Genomic DNA, 21,114 nt, shown 5'->3' with positions numbered 1-21,114 from the left:
TTTCCCAATGCGGAAATTCTGGGCAAGGTCATGAAAATCAGCATGATAGGGAGGAAAGATATGTTCAAGAACCGCTTTATGCCCGGCCGCAGCGCCGCCTTGGCCCTGACCCTGACCGGGGTGATGGGCGCTGCGAACCTGCCCGCGCAGGCCGAGGAAAAGCCCGACCCCGCCGCCAATGCCCTGCTTTACGCGGTGGCGTGGAAGCAGACGGCGGCCGAATATCGTGCGCTTTATCATCAGGGCTATAACATCGCCCGCGACCGCGTGGACGCCGCGCTTGCCGCCCAAAAGCCCGGCGACAAGCCGCTGGCCGTTTTTACCGACATGGACGACACCGTGCTGTTGCCCTTGCCCTATTGGTCGCGGCTGATCTCGGGCGGGCATGCGTTCTTCGACGATCCGGTCTGGGATGAATGGGTGCCGCAAAACGATCTGGTCGTCGCGCCCGGGGCCAAGGAATTCTTTGAATATTGCCAGGAAAAGGGCGTCGAGGTGTTTTACGTCACCAGTCGCGATCAGGGGCCGAACACCTATGATTACGCGCTGGGGAACCTCAAGGCGCTGGGTCTGCCCTATGCCGACCCGGACCACCTGACCGTGCTGACCGACAGTTCCAACAAAGAGCCGCGCCAGCAGGAACTGGCCGCCAAATACACGCCCGTGGTCTATCTGGGCGACAACCTGAACGACTTTCAGCGCAAATATTACATCAAGGGCGACGTCCCCGCCCGCATCGCCGCGATGGAGGAGGACCGCGCCGAATTCGGCCGCCGCTTCGTGTTATTCCCGAACCCGACCGATGGCCACTGGATGGCGGCGGTCTTTGGCGAAAGCGAGCCTGCCGACACGCCCGAGGCAAGGGCGAAGCTGCTTGAGGCGGCGGTGACGGTGCTGAAGTAATCGCTTACGCTTGCCCGGGGCGTGCGTGCGTGCGTGCGTGCGTGCCTGCCCGCGTCGTCCCGGGCGGCGTCAGGTCCGGAACCCGGCCGAACATGTTGATACTGCCGCGTCATTGTTTCGTATTCCGGTGAATTTGGATGTATCGATCCGTTCGTTTGCTTACCCTGCCTGTGCTGCTGGGGCTGATGCCTTTTCCCGCCTTGTCCTGTAGGTCCGGCCCGCGTTCCCCGACCGTTCAGACCTTTCGGGGCGAGAATTGCGCCTTTGCCTATAACGGCGGGGACGGCGCCGATGTCGGGCTTTTCGATGTCGCACGGATCGCCCCGAATATCGTCAGGCAGTTCATCTCGTCCGGTCCTGCCTGTACCGAGGGCGAAACCATTGTCGTCTACTATGATTGTGCAAAGAAACGGGCGGTCTGGCTTGGTGGCAGCAGCGCGGATATGGAGGCCCTGACGCCCCGCTATGCCGAGCGCTGGTACAATGAACTGATCCTGAAAGACGGCGATATCATTGACGGGATGACCTTTCCGCCCGGACCCGCAAGATATTTCGTCCAGCATGTCGAGCCCGGCTTTGCCTCTGACTATCCGCTTGAGGCTTTGCTGGCCAAGGCGCGGTCGCTGAAATGGGTCGGCCAAAGCGGAACGGTCAACAGCAACCGGATGAGCGTCGACGGACGGAACTTCACGCTGTCCTGTGGGTGCAGCCTGCCGGACCAATGATGCCACAGGGGGCGAGCCGTCCCCTTTTTCCCGCCGCCGACGCAAAAACCCCGGCATTTGCCGGGGCTTTTGCATTTCACCACGCGCAGCTGTTGCGGCGGTGCTAGTTGTTCGTGGTACCCTGCTCGATCGCGGCGTTAAGCGCGGTACCAAACAGCAGGATGGCCGCCGTATCGCCGAAATCGTCGTCGTCGTGATGGTGACGGTGGAAATGGCGATAGCCGTGGTCGTGGCGGTCAAAGCGGTCGTGGCCGCCGCCATGGTGATGATCGTGACCGCCCCGATGCTGGGAATGGTGCTGGGAATGGTGTTGGGAATGCGGGTGATGACCTCCGCCATGATGCACGGGATTGGCAAGGGCGGGGGTAACGGCACTGGTCAGCGCAAGGCTGGCCGCAAGCAGACCGGCAAGGAATTTGCCTTTCATAACAGCCTCCTGATTGTATGTGTGGGGATGTATTGTTCTATACATCAGGATGTGGGGATGCGACCGGACCGGGGCAATGACCCGGGGCCGGTCGTGCGGCGGATAACGCTGCGTCATCCTGTCCGGGCGGCCAGAGCAGCACCGCGCGGCGGCTGTCAGGGCAGCGGAATGAACTCGTCGCGGTCGTCGCGCGGCAGGTCGAACAGCCCCGCCCCCCAGTTCGCCGCGCGCCATTCTTCCTTGGCGTGCTCGATCCGCTCGCGCGACGAGGCGACGAAATTCCACCACACATAGCGCGGCCCGTTCAGCGTCGCGCCCCCCAGGGCCATCAGCCGCGCGCCCTGCGCGCCCGCCGCCACCGTGATCGGATCGCCGGGGCGGAACACCATCATCCGCCCGGCCTCGAATTCCTGACCGGCAATGCTGACCGAGCCCTCGGTGATGTAAAGCCCGCGATCCTCATGGTCGTCGGGCAGCGGGAAACGCGCGCCGGGCGCCAGAGTCACGTCCAGATAGAACGTCTCGGAATAAAGCGTCGCCGGGGCTTTTTCGCCATAGGCATGGCCCAGGATCAGCCGGGCTTGGATGCCGTCATCGGCCAGTTCGGGCAGCGTCTCCTTGCCGTGATGCTCAAAGATCGGGGCCATGTCCTCGCGGTTTTCGGGCAGGGCGATCCAGGTCTGGATGCCGTAGAGGCTGTGCGGCCCCTTGCGGCCCTGATCCGAGGTGCGCTCGGAATGGGTGACGCCCTTGCCCGCGACCATCCAGTTCACCGCGCCGGGCAGGATCACCTGATCGGTGCCGATGCTGTCGCGATGGTGGAAATCGCCGCGATACAGATAGGTGACCGTGCCCAGCCCGATATGGGGATGCGGGCGCACGTCGATCCCCTGTCCGGTCAGGAACTCGGCCGGGCCCGCCTGATCGAAGAAGATGAAGGGTCCGACCATCTGGCGTTTCGGCGCGGGCAGGGCGCGCTTGACCTCAAAGCCGCCAAGGTCGCGGGCGCGGGGAATGATCAGGGTTTCGATGGCATCGACGCCGATTTCGTCGGGGCAGCCGGGGGTCAGGGCGGGGTTCCAGCTCATGGCGGTCTCCTTGCTTATTCGTGGCTTGCTTTGTTTCAGCCTAGGCGCGTCGGGCCTGCGGGGCAACGCGCAAGGCGTCCGGCGCGGGCGAACGCCGTGTCCGGCCGGAGCAGACGCGCGGGCTCTGGACGGGGCGGGAATCGCGGCTATCCTTTATCAAACCAGCCGCAAGGAGCAGCCGATGAGTGAGATCCAGCTGAGCAAGGAAGACACTGGCCCCCGCAATGGCCGCTATGTTGCCCGCATCGATGGCATCGAGGGCGAGGGCGAGATTACCTTTACCCGTCGCGGGCCGGGCGTCATCAGCGCCGACCATACCGGCGTCCCGGAAAGCATGGGCGGCAAGGGCGTGGCCCGGGCGCTTCTGGATTACATGCTTGAGGACGCGCGGAACGCGGGTTTTCGGATCATCCCGATCTGTCCCTATGTGCGCGGCCAATATGCCCGCCACCCGGAATGGGCGCCGCTGTTCACCACGGCGCCCGGTGAGGATCCCTGATCAGCCGGCGCGGATCGCGTCGCTGAATCCGGTGACGAAATCGGCCAGCGCGGCGCGGGTGCGATCATCGGTCAGGTTGCCCTGATCGTCGAACAGCCCGCCCGCGCGCGACACCAGCATCCGGCCTTGAAACCACGGCGCCATCCCCAGCGTGCGCAGGACGGGCAGCCAGTGGTTCTGTGCCAGCACGGTGCCAAATCCGCCCGGCGAGGCACCCAGCACCGCCACCGGCTTGCCGCGGAAAAAGCCCAGACCCTCGCCGCGCGACATCCAGTCGATGACATTCTTGAAGACCCCAGGAATGCCGTTGTTGTATTCGGGCGTCACCAGCAGCAGCCCGTCCGCATCGCGCAACTGCGCCTGCAGGGTCTGCACGGCGGACGGGATGCCTTGGGCGGCCTCGAGGTCGGCATCATAAAGCGGCACCTCGCGGATCGCGCCCTGCAGGATCGTGGTGCCCGAGGGCGCCAGCTCGGATGCCGCGCGCAAAAGGCCGGAATTGAAGGACGCCCGGCGCAGGCTGCCCGAAAGGCCGAGGATGGTGGTCATGCGGGGTCTCCGTCTGTACAGGGGTGTTCGGGGGTGTTCGGGCTGCGACCCTACAGCCATGCGCGGCACTTGTGAACGGGCGATGGCGGGACCTATGGACCGCGCCGGGTGGTTGCACTAAACTTTCGCAAGGCCGCATCGGCCGCCGCTTTTCCGGGGGAAGAACGCTTGGCCACGCTGAAGGATGTTGCGCGCGCGGCCGGTCTTTCGATCACGCAGACCAGCCGGGCGCTGAACGACCATTCCGACGTGAACGAGATGACGCGCAAACGGGTCAAGGCCGTCGCGCGGTCGATGAATTATCAGGCCAATATCTCGGCGCGGAAGCTGGTCACCGGGCGCTCGGGCATGGTGGCGCTGGTGGTGTCGCAATCGGTCGATCTGCCGCAGAACGGCCTGTTCATCGAGGGTGTCGCCGGGCTTTCGACGCAGTTTTCGGGGCGCGGCATGCAGTTCGTGCTGCATGTGGCCGGCCCGAATGAGCCGATCATCGACGTCTATCAGCGCCTGATCGGCAACGGCATGCTGGACGGTTTCGTGCTGTTCAGCCCGCGCGACAACGATCCCCGCGCCAGTTTCCTGCGTGAACAGGGCATTCCCTTTGTCGTCCATGGCCGCATCTGGCCCGATGCCGATCACGCCTATTTCGACATCGACAATGAGGGCATCCTTTACCAGATCACCCGCCACCTGATCGGGCTGGGCCATCGCCGCATCGCCTTTATCAACGGCGCGCCGGGGCATGGCTTCGCCACCGCCCGGATGTGCGGCTATGAGCGTGCGCTGGCCGAGGCGGGGCTGGAGGTGGACCCGGCGCTGGTCCGCCATGGCGAGATGACCGAGGCGCGCGGGCTGGTCACCACTGTCGAGATGTTCCGCATCGACGGCCTGCGCCCGACCACCGTCGTTTGCAGCGACGTGCGCCTGGCCAAGGGCGTCTATTCCGCGCTCGAGGCGCTGGGCCTGTCGATCCCCGGCGATGTCTCGGTCATTGCCCATGACGACCACCTGCCGCAGCTGCGGGCCTCGGCCTTTTTCCCGGCGCTCAGCGTGACCAAGGCGCCGCTGCGCGACAGCTGGGAGCCGCTGGTCGATTGCCTGAACGGGCTGCTGGATGGCAGCCCGCTGAGTGAATTGCAGATCGTCGGGCGCCATGAGCTGATCATCCGCAACTCGACCGGGCCAGCGCCGGACTGAGCCTCTGGCCGCGTGCTTGTCAGCTTTCGCCAGCGGACGGTTTCAGCGTCTTGCCTGTCTGCTGCCCGGGAAGATCATTTCATGACCAAGGGACAGCGGAGTTTTGCGGTCATCGGTCTGGGGGACATCCGGTGGCACCGTCGCGGCGGGGCTGACGGCGCGCGGGCGGATCAGTCGGCACTCGAGGGGCAGACCTGCACCTGCGTGCCCCATTCGGCGCAGCGCTGCGCCAGATTCTCGGGCAGGGGCTGGTCGATGAAGATGGTGTCGATCTCGGACAGGCTGGCGATGCGGGCCGGGGCCGGGCGGTCCAGCTTGGAATGGTCGGTGACAAGGAATGCGTGGCGCGACTGACGCAGGATGGCGCGGCTGACCCGCACCTCGGCCAGATCGAAATCCAGCAGGTCGCCGTCATGATCCAGCGCCGAGGTGCCGATCACCGCGTAATCGACCTTGAACTGTTCAAAGAACTGCGTCGTCAGCTCGCCCACCAGCCCGCCATCCGAGCGGCGCAGCGCGCCCCCCGCCACCATGATCTCGCAGCCCGGATTGGCCAGCATGATATTGGCGACGTTGATGTTGTTGGTGACCACGGTGATGTTGGAATGGTGGATCAGCGCCTGCGCCACGGCTTCGGTCGTGGTGCCAAGGTTCAGGATCAGGCTGCAATTGTCGGGGATCATCGCCGCGCAGGCGGCACCGATCGCGGCCTTGGCCTCGGCATTCATGCGCCGGCGTGCCTCATATCCCAGATTGACCGTGCCGGCGCGCGGCACCGCGCCGCCATGCACGCGGTCCAGAAGGCCCGCTTCGGCCATCTCGCCCAGATCGCGGCGGATGGTCTGCAAGGTGACGTCGAAACGATGCGCCAGATTGTCCACCAGAACCCGGCCTTCGGCGCGGGCAAGCTCAAGGATCTCGTTCTGGCGGATGCTCAGGGCCAAGGGTTGCTCCTTGCTGGGTAAAGGTTAATTTATGCGATTCGGAACTGCGCGCAAGCGTTCCTTGTACACGCGTATATTTTCGCATTTATCAGAAACTTCTGCTAAGCGAAAGCTGCTTGACCGCGTTTTCGCGCCGGTGCAGCTTTTAGACACATCCAGCGCGCCGGAGCCAAGATGACCCTGTCCCCGTTTCAATTCGCCCTGCCGGGCCGCGTCGTCTTTGGCCGGAACGAGGCGCAAAAGGCGCCCGCGCTGATCCGCGCCTTTGGGACGCGGGGCGTGCTGGTCCATGGCGCCGATCCCGCCCGTGCTGCCTGGCTGCTTGAGGCGCTGCGCGCTGCGGGGGCCGAGCTGCGCACAGTTGCCTGCGGGGCCGAACCCAGCCTGCCGATGCTGGAGGGCGCGCTGTCCGATCTGCGCGGTTTCGACGCGCAATGGGTGGTGGCGCTGGGGGGCGGTGCGGCGCTGGACATGGGCAAGGCGCTGGCGGCGCTGATTCCGGCGCCCGGCGGCATCATGGACCATCTTGAGGTCGTCGGGCTGGGCCTGGCCCTGAAAGCCGCGCCCCTGCCATTCGTCGCGCTGCCCACCACCGCCGGAACCGGGGCCGAGGCCACGCGCAATGCGGTGATCGGCCTGCCCGAACATGGCCGCAAGGTCTCGATCCGCGATGAACGCATGCTGCCGCGCATCGCCATCGTCGATCCGGCGCTGACCGATCATTGCCCGCGCGGGGTGACGCTGGCCTCGGGGCTGGATGCGCTGGCGCAGGTGATCGAGCCCTATGTCTCGTCCAAAGCCACGCCCTTTACCGATGCGCTGGTCCGGCCGGTGATCGCGCCGGGGCTGCGGGCACTGCTGCGGCTGATGCAGGCCGAGGATGCTGAAGCCCGCGACCGCATGGCCTGGACCAGCCTGTGCGGCGGGATCGCGCTGGCGAATGGCGGTCTGGGGGCGGTGCATGGGCTGGCCGGCGTCATCGGCGGTGTCACGCCGGCGGCGCATGGCGCGATCTGCGGGGTGCTGCTGGGGCCGGTCATCGCCATGAACCGCGACCACGCACCCGATCCCGCCCGCCTGCACGAGGTCTGCGCCCTGATCGCGGCGGAACTGGGTGGCGACGCGGCTAACGCCCCTCAGACATTGGCTGATTGGGCGCGGGGCTGTGGCCTGCCGGGGCTGGTGGCGCAGGGGTTGGAGCCGGACCGGCATCAGGCGGTGGCCGAGGCCTCGCTGTCCAGCTCGTCGATGAAGGGAAATCCCTTTGCGCCCGCGCCGGCGCTGCTTTGCGAGATTCTTCGCGCCGCCGGTTAGGACGCCGGGGCAAAGCGGCCCCGCGCCGGTCTCAAGAACGGCCAAGACAAGTCTTGATCGCCGTGATACCCTATTGATATTCAATGGCTGTTCGGAACTGCCTGCCGCGGCCTCCCGGTATTTCATAGGGGGAAGTCATGGTCGAGGATGCCACGGGCGAAGTGCGTTTCGCCGTTGTTCTTTATGGCGGCGTGTCGCTGGCGATCTATATGAACGGCATCGCGCAAGAGCTGTTGCGCATGGTGCGCGGCAGTTCGGACCTGCCGGACGAGGATCTGACAGCGGGCGAGCGGATCTATCGCGATCTGTCGCGCGAACTGGCCGGACCGCGCGGCGGGCGCAAGCGCTTTGTCATCGACATCATTTCGGGCACGTCGGCGGGGGGCATCAACGGCGTGGCGCTGGCCAAGGCGCTGGTCATGGGCAGCGCCGATGTGGATGTGCTGCGCCGCGCCTGGACCGAGGATGCCGATATCGGCCAGTTGCTGAACGACCGCAATATCTCGGCCCTTGGCTGGCGCAGGACCGAGTCGCTGCTGGATGGCCGGCACATGTATGACGTGCTGCTGCGCACGATCGAGGGCATTCAGGGCAATGGCACGCCGCTGTCGGAAATGGTCGACCTGTTCGTGACCGCGACCGATCTGCAAGGGCTTCAAACCCCGATCCACCTGACCGGGGCGCGGCTGGATGAAAAGATCCACAAGACCGTCTTTCACTTTGCCTATGACGGCGGCCGTCCAGGGCTGGGCGATTTCGCCCCGGAATATGACGGCATGCTGGCCTTTGCCGCGCGCTGCACCTCGTCCTTTCCGGTGGCGTTTCCGCCGATGCGCTTTGTGGACATGCCGCGCGCCCAGCAAAAGCCCGAATATGCGCGGTTCTTTCGCCATGATCCCGACTATCAGCAGCGGCAGTTCGCCGATGGCGGCTATCTGGACAACCGCCCCTTCAGCCACGCGATCGAACTGATCCCCTTTCGCCCGACCACCCTGCCGGGCGAACGCAAGCTGATCTTTGTCGACCCCTTTCCGGCGGAAAAGACCGCAGGTTCCGGCCCGCAAGCGGTGGATTTCCTGCAAAACGCCAAGCTGGCGGCCTCGACCCTGCCGCGGACCGAGGCGATCCGCGACGACATCCGCGCCATCACCCGCATCAATGCGCGGCTGGAAAGGCTGGGCGCCCTGCAGGCCCGCTGGGCCATCGACCTGAACGAGATCCCCAAGCGCGGCTATCCGATGGATGAGCCGGTCAAGCCCGACAATCTTGTGGTGCTGGACCTGGCCGATCAGGTCAAGAAAGAGCGGTATGGCCGCAGCTATCCGCTGTATCATCACCTGCGGGTCTATGACACGACCGACAGCCTGAACGCCATCGTCGCGCGGCTGGCCGATTATACGCCGGAATCCGATCAGGCGCAGTATCTGCGCCAGATCCTGCGGGCATGGCGAGACGATCATTTCTCGGCCTATCACAAGCCGGGGCTGCAAACGGAAAGCGCCTTCCTGTCGCGCTATGACATCGGTTTCCGGCTGCGCCGTCTGAGCCATCTGCGTGCCCGCATCGATGCGAAGCTTGATCCCGACCCCGAGATGGCCGCGCCGCTGGAATCGGTTCTGCCCCTGCGCGATGCGCGGCGGCAGGTCGAGGTCGAGCTGGCCGAAATGCGCCGGCTGGTCGCGCGCCGGGCCGAGGATGCCGAAACCCTGCTGACCCGCGACGAGATCGGCGCCCTGACCGCAAGGATCGCGGCGGAATATGGCGCGGCGATGCAATTGACGACGCTGAGCCAGCGCTATGCCAAGGCCCGCGAGGTCTATCAGGACGCGGCGATCCGGCCCTTGGTCGACAAGGCGCTGGCCCAGCTGGGCGCGGATATGCGCACGGCCTTCGATCAAAGCAGCGCGCGCATCCGGGCCATGCTGACGCGCCTGAACCTGACCGAGCTTGAGGCCGTCTATGACGGCTTTCACTGGCATGATGTGACCACCTATCCGTTTCTTGAGGGCACCGAGGCGCGCGAACATGCCGAGGTGCAGGTCTTTCGCATCAGCCCGGCGGACAGCGCGCTGAACCCCCGGCCCGACAAGCTGGCCGGGATCGCGGTCGGGGCCTTTGGCGGCTTTCTGAACCGCGACTGGCGCGAGCATGACATCCTGTGGGGGCGGCTGGACGGGGCCGAGCGGATCGTTGCGGCCCTGATGCCGCATCGCCCCGAGGCGGATCGCAGGCTGTGGATCGACCGCCTTCAGGATGCCATTCTGGCCGAGGAATACGGCCCCGATGCCGGGCGCGGACGCCGGCTTGCGCTGCTGAAATCCAAACTGCGCGACGCCACCATCGACGACGACGCCATCGAAAACCTGGCGGCCGGCGCGCTGGGGGTCACGGATGCGCCGGCGCTGGATCTGGCGCGGTTTCGCAGCAATTACGCCGAGGTCAAACCATCCGGTCCCCGCCCACCCGAGATCGCCGGCTGGAGCAGCCGCAGCATGGCGATCCTGTCGCGCATGATCGGCGATCTGCCCAATGAGGGCTTTCTGGGTCTGGTCAATGCCCGGGCGGCCTCGGGGTTGCGCACCGGCGGGGTGCTGGTCTCGCGCTTTACGCATTTTGCCATGCCGGGCAGCTATTGGCGGATGCTGTCCGAGCGCCTTCTGTTTCTGCTGCTGCTGGCAGGGATCGGGCTGATCCTGCTGTCTTTGGTGGTGTCGGCGGAACTTGCCAGGATCGGCGGCGTGCTGATTCTGGTCTCGCTGGGTCTGTGGATCCTGCTTTATGCGCTGGGGCGCGTCTTGCGGGGGCAGGCGGGTCTGTCGCAGGTCCTGCGATGGGTGCTGCTTGCGGTGGCGCTGGGGCTGATGGTGGTGGGGGCGGCGACTGTCGCAAACCGCCTGTTCGGCTGACGCAGGGACGGTGCGCTTTCGTCGCAAATCCATTCCGGTCTGTCGTAAAATGGCCCGACCGCGCGGCTCTGCGGTTGGAAAAGGGACGTAACGGGGATAGAGGCGTTCCCGGCACTGTCAGGTCCGTGTGATGCGGGCTTGCACCTGCCGGCGCCTGCGCTATCCGCGAGCCTGGCGGCTGGTCGATGCCACCCGCCATCAGGGCGCGGAAAGCGAAGGAGAACGGGCGCATGGGCGCAGAGATCATCGACGGCAAGGCCTTCGCGGCCCGGGTCCGGGCGGATGTGGCGGGGCACGTTGCCCGGCTGAAGTCGGATCACGGCCTCACCCCCGGTCTGGCGGTGGTTCTGGTCGGCACCGATCCTGCCTCTGAGGTTTATGTCAGGAACAAGGGCATCCAGACCCGCGAGGCGGGGATGAACTCATATGAGCACAAGCTGCCTGCCGAGACCGCGCAGGCCGATCTGCTGGCGTTGATCGCGCGGCTGAATGCCGATCCGGCCGTGCATGGGATTCTGGTGCAACTGCCCTTGCCCCGGCATATGGACAGCGATGCAATCATCAATGCCATCGACCCGGCCAAGGATGTGGACGGGTTTCATATCCTGAATGTGGGCCTGCTGGGGACCGGGCAAAGGGCGATGGTGCCCTGCACGCCGCTGGGTTGCCTGATGATGCTGCGCGACCGGCTGGGCGATCTGTCCGGGCTGAACGCGGTCGTGGTAGGGCGCAGCAATATCGTCGGCAAGCCGATGGCGCAGCTTTTGCTGCGCGAAAGCTGCACGGTGACCATCGCGCATTCGCGGACCCGCGATCTGGCCGATATCTGCCGGCGCGCCGATATTCTGGTCGCGGCGGTCGGCCGGCCGCGCATGATCCCCGGCGACTGGATCAAGCCCGGCGCGAGGGTGATCGATGTGGGCATCAACCGCATCGCCGAGGATGGCCGGAACCGGCTGGTCGGCGACGTGGATTTCGCCAGCGCCGTCGAGGTGGCCGGAGCGATCACGCCGGTGCCGGGGGGCGTCGGGCCGATGACCATTGCCTGCCTGCTGGCCAATACGCTGACCGCCTGCTGCCGCGCGGCCGGGCTGGCCGAGCCGGAAGGATTTACCGTCTGAGGGAAGCCGGGGGTCCTCGGACCCCCGGACCCCCGAGGATATTTGGACATGAAAGAAGCGGGGGGTGGACCCCGGCTGACAGTGGAGAGCCTGATGAAGAAATATACGCTGACGGTCACCTGCCCCTCGACCCGGGGGATCGTTGCCGCCGTGGCCGGGTTTCTGGCCGGGAAGGGCTGCAATATCACCGACAGCTCGCAATTCGACGATATCGAGACCGGGCGTTTCTTCATGCGGGTGAGCTTCCTGTCCGAGGAGGATGTCGGGCTGGAGGAGTTGCGTCGCGACATGGCGGCCGAGGTCGCGCATTTTGCCATGGATTACGTTTTCCATGACGAGGCCGAGAAGATGAAGGTCGTGATCATGGTCAGCCGTTTCGGCCATTGCCTGAACGATCTTCTGTATCGCAGCCGGATCGGGGCGCTGCCCATCGATATCGTGGCGGTGATCAGCAATCACATGGATTACCAGAAGGTGGTGGTCAATCAGGACATTCCCTTTCACTTCATCCGCGTGACCAAGGAAAACAAGCCGCAGGCCGAGGCGCAGCTGATGCAGGTGGTCGAGGATTCGGGGGCCGAGCTGGTGGTGCTGGCGCGCTATATGCAGGTTCTGTCGGATGAGCTCTGCCGCAAGATGTCGGGGCGGATCATCAATATCCACCACTCGTTCCTGCCGAGCTTCAAGGGGGCGAATCCCTATAAGCAGGCATTCGAGCGGGGTGTGAAGCTGATCGGCGCGACCAGCCATTACGTCACCGCCGATCTGGACGAGGGGCCGATCATCGAGCAGGACACGGTTCGCGTCACCCATGCGCAATCGGCCGAGGATTACGTCAGTCTGGGCCGCGATGTGGAAAGCCAGGTTCTGGCCCGCGCCATCCACGCCCATATCCATCGCCGGGTGTTCCTGAACGGGAACAAGACCGTGGTGTTCCCGGCCTCGCCCGGGTCTTATGCCAGCGAGCGCATGGGCTGAGAAAGGCCTGACCAGATGTGAAAATGCCCCGGATTTTCCGGGGCATTCTTTGTCAGGTCGGGTCGGGTTGGGCCAGATTGGGTTGGGTCGTGTCGCCACCCATGCGGTGCAGGACCTTGCTGACCCGAGGGCTGCTGGGGGCCGAGATCTCGACCGCGCGGCCGGCGCGGGTTTCGCGCTTGACCCAGTCGCTGAGGGTTTCCGCGCTGGTATGGTCGATATAGCGCAGCCGCTGGGCGTTCAGACGGACCTTGCGGCCGGCGGGCAGCGATTCGAGCGTGCTGAGCAGCTTGGGCACGCGGGTGCAGGTCGCGGCGCCATGCAGGTTGACGTCGATCGCATCGTCCTTGCCCTCGCGCGAGGTGGCGCCGAAGCGGCGGCGCAGGACCGGCGCGATCTCGATCAGGGACAGGGCCAGGCCGACGCCCACGCCGATCAGGAGGTCCTCGACCAGGATCACCACGACGGTGGCGGCCCAGATACCGGCCGGAAAGACGCCGTGATGGCTGAACAGTTCGCGGACGTGATGCAGGTTGATCAGGCGCCAGCCGGTGACCAGCAGCACGGCGGCCAGCGCCGTTAGCGGCACGAGGCCCAGCACCTGCGGCGCCAGTGCCACCAGCGCAAGGATCCAGACCCCGTGCAGGATGGTCGAGGCCCGGGTGCGGGCGCCGGCCTGCACATTGGCCGAGGAGCGCACGATCACGCCGGTGATCGGCAGCCCGCCCAGAAGCCCGCACAGGCTGTTGCCGACGCCTTGGGCCCAAAGTTCCTTGTTCATCTTTGTTTGTGGGCCGTCATGCAGTTTGTCCACGGCGGCGGCCGAAAGTAGGGTCTCGGCGCTGGCGATGACTGCGATGATCACCGCGGCGATCAGCGCATCGGGATGCAGGAGGCCGGCAAAGCTGTCGACTGATGGCAGCGAGATATTGCCCAGGATCGAGGCCGGCAGTTCGACCCGCGGGATCGGCAGGCCGGCGACCAGCGTGATCAGCGTGCCGGTGGCGACGCCGATCAGCGCGCCGGGCAGCAGCCGCAGCTGGCGCGGGCGGAACCGTTCCCAGCCCAGCATCGCCAGCAGCGAGGCCAGACCCACGATCAGCGTCAGCGCCTGCGGGGTCAGATGGTCGTCCAGCACCCGGCCAAGGCTGGTGGTGATGGCGGTGGCGTTCTGGACCGCGCCGGCCGAGGGGGTACTGCCCATCAGCACATGGATCTGCGCCAGCACGATCAGGACGCCGATCCCGGTCAGCATGCCATGCACCACGGCGGGCGAGATCAGCCGGAACCAGCTGCCCATACGCAGGCAGCCGGCGACGATCTGCATCAGCCCGGCCAGCAGCAGAACCGGACCCAGTGCGGCCACGCCATGTTCCTGGACAAAGCCAAAGACGATGACCGCAAGGCCCGCCGCCGGGCCGGTCACCTGCATGGGCGAGCCCGAGAGTGCGCCGACGATGATGCCGCCGATGATGCCCGAGATCAGGCCCATCCCGGCCGGCACACCCGAGGCCAGCGCGATGCCAAGGCACAGCGGCATGGCGACAAGGAACACGACCAGCGACGCCGCAAGGTCGTTCGAGAAATCGCGGGGAAGAATGCTGCGCATCGTCTTACTCCGCCGCCATGGCGCTGGTCAGTGCAACAGGCATACACGCTCTGCTGCGGCCAGTGACGGCGACGGGCAGGGGGGCATCGGCCTCGGGCTCGACGAATCGCTCCTTGGCGCCATCATATACCAGCACCCCGCCGGTCTTGATGTCGAAAAACCAGCCATGCAGGTTGATTTCCCCGGCGGCAAGCCCGGCGGCAACACTGGGATGGGTGCGCAGATGATCGAGTTGCACCAGCACGTTTTCCAGCGTGACAGCGCAGATCATGTCGTCCTGATCCAGCTCATTCGCATAAAGCTGGGTGGCGACCGAGCGGGCGGCGTGGCTGTGGCGCAACCATGCCTGAACGTTGGGCATTTCCTCGATCAGATGCGGGCAGCAAAGCCCCTTCATCGCGCCGCATTCGGAATGGCCGCAAACGATGATGTCGTGCACCTTCAGCGCCATCACCGCATATTCGATGGCCGAGGACACGCCGCCATTCATGTTGGAAAACGGTGGCACGATATTGCCGGCATTGCGGCAGACGAACAACTCGCCCGGGCCGGACTGGGTGATTGTCTCGGGCATCACGCGGCTGTCGGCGCAAGAGATCATCAGCGCCTGTGGCTGCTGGCCGTCCTGCGCCAGCCGGCGATACAGCGCCGCCTGCCGGGGAAAGACATTGCCGCGAAAGCTGGCGATTCGTTGATGAAGATCGGGCATAACGTCATCCTTGATCTGAATTGGTTAAAATCGGGTTGGCTACGGTGCGGCGAAAATGCGCTGCGTTGCGAAGTGGCCAGATTGGATGGAAGGACCTGACGGCGACCTGATCGGAAAAGTCAGCGGGGTGTCAGGCAGCGCGATTTTGGCCGGATCTTGCGCCAAACATCGCCTGTTTCGTGCATTATTCGGCGGATACACGCTTGACGGGTATTTGCCGGATCTGGCCCGCGCCCGAAAAAAAACGGTCGCGCAAAAAGAAAAGGCCCCGCAAGCGGGGCCTTTTCCGAGGGATTTCGGGGCTGGATCAGAAGTCCATCTTGACGCCCAGCGTCACCGTGCGGCCCGGCGCGTAAAGCGGGTCGATCTGACGCGAGCCGCGCACGCGCTGCACATAGCTGGAGCGCTCGTAATATTCGCGGTCAAAGACGTTATCGATGTTCAGGTGAACGGCGATGTTTTCATAGTTCTCGGGGCGCCATTCGCCGTAGAGGTTCAGCACCGTGTACGAGCTGTGCTCGGAAAAGCCCGCGGCCTCCATCAGCTCGTTCGAGAGCTTGTCAGCCCATTCGACCGTACCGCCGACTTTCAGGTTGTATTGCGGGATTTCCTGATCGACGAAGATCGAGGCCATGTTGCCGATCGGCATGACGGTGCCGCCGCCCGGCAGGACTTCGTCGCCGTTCTGGGTGACCTTGGCCTTGGTGAAGCTGGCACCGACGCGGCCCGTGCCCCAGCTGTAGTTGCCTTGCAGGGTAAAGCCCTTGCTGCGGTATTCGTCGGCATTGGTCAGATAGCCGGCCTCGGTGTCATATTCGCCCAGGCCGTCCAGACGGGTGTCAAAGAAGGTCAGGTTGCCGGTCCAGTTGCCCTGGTTGGCGTTCAGGCCCAGCTTGACGTTGGTGGCCTTGGCCGCCTCGAAGTCGGGATCGGTGGCAAAGGCGTCGTTGCGGGCGTGCAGAAGGCCGTATTCGCCCAGATCATAGCCCAGCCAGGTGCGCGAGGCGCCGGCAAAGACTTCGTAGCCGTCAGCGAATTCATATGAGACGGTCGCGTTCACGCTGGCGCCGGAATCGCTGTATTCCTCGTTGTTCCAGTCGGTGTAGCGGTGGTGGTCCAGACGCATGCCGGTGGACAGGTCGATGCCGTTTTCAAACTCGAAACGGCCCTGCACGAAGGCGCCGATCTGGGTGGTGTCGATGTTGAATTCGCGCGTGCGGGTGGCGGAATGGTCGCCATAGTTGTTCACGCGGTAATCGTCATGGCGCCAGTCCACACCGGCGGTGATGCTGCCCTGACCCAGCGTGAAGGTGTTCTTCATCACGCCGCCGACGCTGTTGGCTTCCAGATCCATGTCGCCATTGGGGAAGTCCGAGCCGTTGACCGGATCGATCAGGTCGCCGGTGATATAGTTCGGCCGCCAGTATTCATCGCGGCTGACATAGATCATCGCCTCGGGGTCCCAGCTGTCGGTGGGGGCGGTGGTGGTGTATTTCAGGCTCAGCGTGTTGCGCGTCACCTTCAGCGGATAAACCTCGCGGTCGATGCCCGGACCATAGAGATCCATGTTCATCTTGATGACGCGGTCGGCATCGTCCTTGTTGTATTCATAGGCCAGCTCGACGCGGTGGGTGTCGAATTCGTAACCCAGCTTGAGCAGCGCGCCGCGCGTCGCCGGATCGGTACCGTCCATTTCCAGACCACCGCCCGATTCGTAATTGTCGCCATCGGCGCCGTGGATCATGGCGAACCAGTCAAAGCCCTCATAGACGCCATAGCCGGCAAGGCTGCCCGAGAAGCCGCGGCCATTGTCGCCATAGGACAGCGCCACGCGGCCACCCTGATTGCGGCCATCGGTCAGCAGGTCCTTGGCACCCACGGTTTCATAGCGCAGCGCCCCGGCTGCGGCGCCAAAACCCGCATCGGCGGCGGCCGCGCCGGCCTCAAGCTCGACCGATTTCAGGAAGGCCGGGTCGATCACGTTCGAGCCGGTATGGTGCCAGCTGGTCACGCCCTGCGGCACGCCGTCCACGGTGACGGCAAGGTTCGACTGCTCCATGCCAAAGACGTGGATGCGTTTCGAGGGACCGGCGCCGCCCGAAACCGTCACCGCCGAATCGCGCTGGAACAGTTCCGAGACATCGGCGGGCTGCATCGCCTCGATATCTTCCTCGGACACGACAACGCCGCCGGTGGCCTCGACGTTTTCCTGACCGTCGGCGACCAGGGTGATCGGGTTGAGGACGACGGTGTCCGAACTGGTATCCGGCGTCGGGTTGCTGTCCTGCGCGTAAAGCGCGGTTGCCAGGGCAAGCGTCGATACGCTGGCAAGCGAAAGGATGCGGCACGGTCTCATTGTCAAAGCCTTGATTTGGTTCGGGTCCGGGGCCAGCTATCCAGTTTTCCAAGAATAGACAATAAAAATAGTCGGAATTTGTCGGAGAATCATGATTAAAATAGTCGGAAATGTTGCAAAGATGCTGCACCCCGCCATGCGACGCGTTTCGAGGCGGCGCGACAGCGGCAGGACCGGGCGCGGGCAGACCGGCCGGCGGCCCGCTTCGGACTGGCGAGCGCGGGGGAATGGCGTTACAGCAGGCCAAAGCCGCAGACGCAGAAGGCAGGGATGAGCATTCACCTTTATCAGAACGATCTGCCCGACGATCTGGACCTGGGTCCGGTCGTGGCCATCGACACCGAGACCATGGGTCTGGACCCGCGCCGCGACCGGCTGTGTCTAGTGCAGCTCTCCTCGGGCGACGGCTCGGCGCATCTGGTGCAGATCGCCAGGGGCCAGCGCAAGGCGCCGAACCTGACGCGCCTGCTGGCCGATCCCAAGGTGTTGAAACTGTTCCATTTCGGCCGGTTCGACATTGCCATCCTCGAGGCGGCGTTCGGCGTCGTCACCAAGCCGGTTTGGTGCACCAAGATCGCCTCGAAGATGGTACGCACCTTTACCGACCGCCACGGGCTGAAATACCTGCTGAGCGAACTGGTCGGCGTCGATATTTCCAAGCAGCAGCAGACCAGCGACTGGGGCGCCACCGACCTGACCGACGCGCAGCTGGAATATGCGGCATCCGACGTGCTTTACCTGCACCAGCTCAAGGCCGCGCTGGAAAAGCGGCTGGAACGCGAGGGGCGCCTGGGCCTTGCGCAGGCCTGTTTCGATTTCCTTCCCGCCCGGTCGCATCTGGACCTGTTGGGCTGGGGGGATGAAAACGACATCTTCCGGCATTAGATAGCGGCCATGAGTGCATATCTTGATACCGCCCGCCGTGTGATCCAGACCGAGGCCGATGGGCTTCGCCGTCTCGAGGCCAGCCTTGCCGACGGGCTGGGCGACGCGTTCGAGCGCGCCGTCACCACCATCCTGTCAGCGCAGGGGCGGGTGATCGTCTCGGGCATGGGGAAATCGGGTCATGTCGGGCGCAAGATCGCGGCGACCCTGGCCTCGACCGGGACGCCGGCGCAATTCGTCCATCCCGCCGAGGCAAGCCATGGCGATCTGGGTATGGTCACGCAAGCCGATGTGGTGCTGATGCTGTCCAACTCGGGCGAGACGCCCGAGCTCGCGGACATGATCGCCCATACCCGCCGGTTCCAGATCCCGCTGATCGGCGTGGCCAGCCGGCCGCAATCGACCCTGCTGCGGCAGGCCGAGGTGGCGCTGGTCCTGCCCGATGCGCCCGAGGCCTGCGGCGAGGGGATCGTGCCCACCACCTCGACCACCATGACCATCGCGCTTGGCGATGCGCTGGCCATCGCGCTGATGGAGCATCGCCAGTTCACGCCCGAACATTTCCGCACCTTCCATCCCGGCGGCAAGCTGGGGGCCAAGCTGTCGCGGGTTGCGGACCTGATGCACAAGGACATTCCGCTGGTCCCCGAAACCGCCCCCATGGCCGAGGCGCTGCTGGTCATCAGCCAGAAAAGCTTTGGCGTGACCGGTGTGACCGATGCAGATGGCCGGCTGACCGGCATCATCACCGATGGCGACTTGCGGCGACACATGCAGGGTCTGCTGGACCATGTCGCGGCCGAGGTGATGACCCGCAATCCGCGCAGCATCGGCCCCGACGCGCTGGCCGAGACCGCGCTGGCCGAAATGCAGTCGCGCCGCATCACCAGCCTGTTCGTGGTCTCGGATCAGGGCCGGCCACTGGGCCTGATCCATATCCATGACTTCCTGCGCAGCGGTCTGGTCTGAATGATGACCCGCTCGCGCATCGTGGCCCTGCTGCGCGTGATCCTGCCGCTGACGGCGCTGGCCTTGCTGTCGGTGCTGTTTCTTCTGGGCCGCAAGCCCGAGCCGGACGGGACCATTCCCTATGCCGATGTCGACCCGCGCGAGGTGGCGGAACGGCAGATGGCGACATCGCCGGCCTATGCGGGCGTCACCGCGGATGGCGCCCAGGTCAATATCACCGGCGCGCAGGCCATGCCGGGCGGTTCCGAGGGGCAGGGCAGCGCCAGCTCGGTGCGCATGACCATGCGCGCCAAGGACGGGCGGGCCTCGGATGTCAGCGCCGGCCGCGCGGCCATCGATGGCGACCTGATGGTGCTGCAGGAAGGCGTGCGCATGACCACCGCCGATGGCTGGGTGGTGACGGCGCCGGAATTCCACGCCTCGCGCCTGGCCGGCACGGTGAATGCAGATGCCGAGGTGAATGTCCGCGCCCCTTTCGGCAACCTGACCGCCGGGCAGATGGAACTGCGTCCGCTGGGCGATGGAACCGGCGATCATGTTCTTGATTTGAGCGGCGGAGTCCGGTTGATATACCAGCCATGACCCGGCGCCGGCTTGCCTGCCGCGCAGGGTGCGTGATGCGCCAGAAAGGAAAGTTCCGATGTCCCGGTTGCCAGCGTTGCCGCTGATCGTTCTGTCGCTTGCTTTGACGGCTGCGCCGGCCCTTGCGCAAAGCACCGGCTTTGGCCGGGCACAGGACACAAAACTGCCGGTCGAAGTCACCGCCGAACAGCTTTCCGTCGATCAAAAGACCGGCAAGGCCACGTTTTCGGGCAAGGTGCTGATCGGTCAGGGCCAGATGCGGCTTTCGGCCGACCGCGTGACCGTGACCTATGCCCAGGGCGACCAGAGCCGCATCAGCGCGCTCCATGCCGAGGGCAATGTCACCATGGTCAGCGGCGAGGATGCCGCCGAGGCGCGCGTCGCCGATTATGACGTCGAATCGGGCAATGTCGTGCTGACCGGCGATGTCTTGCTGACCCAGACCGGGAATGTGCTGGCCGGGGAAAAGGTCACGGTGAATCTTGAGACCGGCACCGCCAATGCCTCGGGCCGGGTGCGCAGCGTGTTGCAGCCGGGGGGCAATTGATGAGCGCTGAGCCGGGCAAGGGTCTGCAAGTCAGCGGGCTACGCAAATCCTATCGCAACCGTCCGGTGATCCGCGATGTCGGCCTGACGCTGGACCGGGGCGAGGTGGTGGCGCTTCTGGGCCCGAACGGCTCGGGCAAGACCACCTGCTTTTATTGCGTGGCCGGTCTGGTCGCGCCCGATTCGGGTCAGGTGATGATCGACGGAGAGGACGCGACCACCCTGCCGATGTATCGCCGCGCCCAGATGGGCATCGGCTATCTGCCGCAAGAAATGTCGATCTTCCGCACATTGACGGTCGAACAGAACATCGAGGCGGTGCTGGAACTGGTCTGCCGCGACGCCCATCACCGCCGCGACCGGCTTGAGGAATTGCTGGGCGATTTCTCGATCGGACATCTGCGCGGGGCCTCGGCCATGGCGCTGTCGGGGGGCGAACGCCGCCGGGTCGAGATCGCGCGCTGCCTGGCCTCGAACCCCTCGTATCTGCTGCTGGACGAGCCCTTTGCCGGCGTCGATCCCATCGCCGTGGGCGAGATCCGCAGCCTGGTCCATGACCTGAAAAGCCGCGGCATCGGCGTCTTGATCACCGATCACAACGTCCGCGAAACGCTGGAAATCGTGGACCGCGCCTATATCCTGCATGACGGCCATGTGCTGAAATCCGGCACCACCGAGGAAATTGTCGCCGATCCGCAGGTTCGCCGGGTCTATCTGGGCGAATCCTTTCGCATGGGTTGAACCCGCCTGGAAAGCTCGCGTTCACCGTGCTTGCGCGCGCCCGTTGACAGAAGCGATCGGCTGTCA

At 65.0% G+C, this 21,114-nt stretch carries 20 protein-coding genes; 13 read left to right on the top strand and 7 right to left on the bottom strand.

Annotated features, from left to right (window positions below; genetic code table 11):
• Positions 1-60 precede the first annotated feature (60 nt).
• Entirely contained in the window at positions 61-903 is an 843-nt protein-coding gene (locus tag DFP89_RS03280) for a 5'-nucleotidase, lipoprotein e(P4) family (protein WP_220269799.1), read from the top strand.
• Positions 904-1,088: 185 nt separating this feature from the next.
• On the top strand, positions 1,089-1,628 hold the full coding sequence (locus DFP89_RS03275) for a hypothetical protein (protein WP_147273260.1): 540 nt from the start codon (positions 1,089-1,091) through the stop codon (positions 1,626-1,628).
• A gap of 103 nt (positions 1,629-1,731) precedes the next feature.
• Here the strand turns inward: DFP89_RS03275 and DFP89_RS03270 are convergent, their stop codons facing one another.
• Together DFP89_RS03270 and DFP89_RS03265 are read right to left on the bottom strand one after the other, a co-directional pair.
• Complete coding sequence (locus DFP89_RS03270) at positions 1,732-2,055, bottom strand: hypothetical protein (protein WP_114347957.1); 324 nt, start codon at positions 2,053-2,055, stop codon at positions 1,732-1,734.
• 155 nt (positions 2,056-2,210) lie between these two features.
• On the bottom strand, positions 2,211-3,143 hold the full coding sequence (locus DFP89_RS03265; RefSeq protein ID WP_114347956.1) for a pirin family protein: 933 nt from the start codon (positions 3,141-3,143) through the stop codon (positions 2,211-2,213).
• A gap of 181 nt (positions 3,144-3,324) precedes the next feature.
• Here DFP89_RS03265 and DFP89_RS03260 point away from each other — a divergent pair, with 181 nt between their 5' ends.
• Positions 3,325-3,642, top strand: a complete 318-nt coding sequence (locus DFP89_RS03260) for a GNAT family N-acetyltransferase (RefSeq protein WP_114347955.1) — start codon at positions 3,325-3,327, stop codon at positions 3,640-3,642.
• Here DFP89_RS03260 and DFP89_RS03255 read toward each other — a convergent pair whose 3' ends face one another.
• Entirely contained in the window at positions 3,643-4,191 is a 549-nt protein-coding gene (locus DFP89_RS03255) for an NADPH-dependent FMN reductase (protein ID WP_114347954.1), read from the bottom strand.
• Positions 4,192-4,359: 168 nt separating this feature from the next.
• Here DFP89_RS03255 and DFP89_RS03250 point away from each other — a divergent pair, with 168 nt between their 5' ends.
• Positions 4,360-5,388 carry a substrate-binding domain-containing protein gene (locus DFP89_RS03250; protein ID WP_181870225.1) on the top strand — a complete coding sequence of 343 codons (1,029 nt, stop codon included), beginning with the start codon at positions 4,360-4,362 and terminating at the stop codon, positions 5,386-5,388.
• A gap of 170 nt (positions 5,389-5,558) precedes the next feature.
• Here DFP89_RS03250 and DFP89_RS03245 read toward each other — a convergent pair whose 3' ends face one another.
• Positions 5,559-6,332, bottom strand: a complete 774-nt coding sequence (locus tag DFP89_RS03245; protein WP_114347952.1) for a DeoR/GlpR family DNA-binding transcription regulator — start codon at positions 6,330-6,332, stop codon at positions 5,559-5,561.
• 180 nt (positions 6,333-6,512) lie between these two features.
• Here DFP89_RS03245 and DFP89_RS03240 point away from each other — a divergent pair, with 180 nt between their 5' ends.
• The 4 genes from DFP89_RS03240 to purU all read left to right on the top strand — a co-directional run bounded on the left by DFP89_RS03240 (position 6,513) and on the right by purU (position 12,651).
• On the top strand, positions 6,513-7,646 hold the full coding sequence (locus tag DFP89_RS03240) for an iron-containing alcohol dehydrogenase (protein ID WP_181870237.1): 1,134 nt from the start codon (positions 6,513-6,515) through the stop codon (positions 7,644-7,646).
• A gap of 137 nt (positions 7,647-7,783) precedes the next feature.
• The gene (locus DFP89_RS03235; RefSeq protein WP_114347950.1) at positions 7,784-10,552 is read left to right on the top strand and encodes a patatin-like protein; all 2,769 of its coding nucleotides are present in this window, start codon (positions 7,784-7,786) and stop codon (positions 10,550-10,552) included.
• 230 nt (positions 10,553-10,782) lie between these two features.
• Positions 10,783-11,673, top strand: coding sequence for a bifunctional methylenetetrahydrofolate dehydrogenase/methenyltetrahydrofolate cyclohydrolase FolD (folD, locus tag DFP89_RS03230; RefSeq protein WP_114347949.1), 891 nt, complete (start codon positions 10,783-10,785; stop codon positions 11,671-11,673).
• A 93-nt stretch (positions 11,674-11,766) separates the two neighbouring features.
• A complete protein-coding gene (purU, locus tag DFP89_RS03225) occupies positions 11,767-12,651 on the top strand; it encodes a formyltetrahydrofolate deformylase (RefSeq protein ID WP_114348082.1) in 885 nt (294 codons plus the stop codon).
• Positions 12,652-12,703: 52 nt separating this feature from the next.
• Here purU and DFP89_RS03220 read toward each other — a convergent pair whose 3' ends face one another.
• From DFP89_RS03220 to DFP89_RS03210, 3 genes are all read right to left on the bottom strand, one after another.
• Positions 12,704-14,260: a SulP family inorganic anion transporter gene (locus DFP89_RS03220; protein ID WP_114347948.1), complete on the bottom strand. Its 1,557-nt coding sequence runs from the start codon at positions 14,258-14,260 to the stop codon at positions 12,704-12,706.
• 4 nt (positions 14,261-14,264) lie between these two features.
• Positions 14,265-14,969 carry a carbonic anhydrase gene (locus DFP89_RS03215; RefSeq protein WP_114347947.1) on the bottom strand — a complete coding sequence of 235 codons (705 nt, stop codon included), beginning with the start codon at positions 14,967-14,969 and terminating at the stop codon, positions 14,265-14,267.
• Positions 14,970-15,276: 307 nt separating this feature from the next.
• Positions 15,277-17,325, bottom strand: coding sequence for a TonB-dependent receptor domain-containing protein (locus tag DFP89_RS03210; RefSeq protein WP_114347946.1), 2,049 nt, complete (start codon positions 17,323-17,325; stop codon positions 15,277-15,279).
• Positions 17,326-17,595: 270 nt separating this feature from the next.
• Between DFP89_RS03210 and DFP89_RS03205 the strand changes: the two genes are divergently transcribed.
• The 5 genes from DFP89_RS03205 to lptB are packed head-to-tail and all read left to right on the top strand — an operon-like array spanning position 17,596 to position 21,048.
• On the top strand, positions 17,596-18,210 hold the full coding sequence (locus DFP89_RS03205) for a ribonuclease D (protein WP_114347945.1): 615 nt from the start codon (positions 17,596-17,598) through the stop codon (positions 18,208-18,210).
• A 9-nt stretch (positions 18,211-18,219) separates the two neighbouring features.
• On the top strand, positions 18,220-19,179 hold the full coding sequence (locus tag DFP89_RS03200; protein WP_114347944.1) for a KpsF/GutQ family sugar-phosphate isomerase: 960 nt from the start codon (positions 18,220-18,222) through the stop codon (positions 19,177-19,179).
• Positions 19,180-19,761: a hypothetical protein gene (locus tag DFP89_RS03195; protein WP_245948579.1), complete on the top strand. Its 582-nt coding sequence runs from the start codon at positions 19,180-19,182 to the stop codon at positions 19,759-19,761.
• Positions 19,762-19,819: 58 nt separating this feature from the next.
• Positions 19,820-20,308 (top strand): lipopolysaccharide transport periplasmic protein LptA, encoded by a 489-nt coding sequence (gene lptA / locus DFP89_RS03190; protein WP_114347943.1) that lies wholly within the window; start codon positions 19,820-19,822, stop codon positions 20,306-20,308.
• Positions 20,308-21,048: an LPS export ABC transporter ATP-binding protein gene (gene lptB, locus DFP89_RS03185; protein WP_114347942.1), complete on the top strand. Its 741-nt coding sequence runs from the start codon at positions 20,308-20,310 to the stop codon at positions 21,046-21,048. Before lptA ends, lptB begins: the two co-directional genes overlap by 1 nt.
• Positions 21,049-21,114: the final 66 nt, after the last annotated feature.

It is taken from the genome of Paracoccus lutimaris (assembly GCF_003337565.1).
Classification (GTDB): domain Bacteria; phylum Pseudomonadota; class Alphaproteobacteria; order Rhodobacterales; family Rhodobacteraceae; genus Paracoccus; species Paracoccus lutimaris.
Note: the sequence above shows the minus strand (reverse complement) of the source record. Positions and strands in the feature narration are given on the sequence as shown.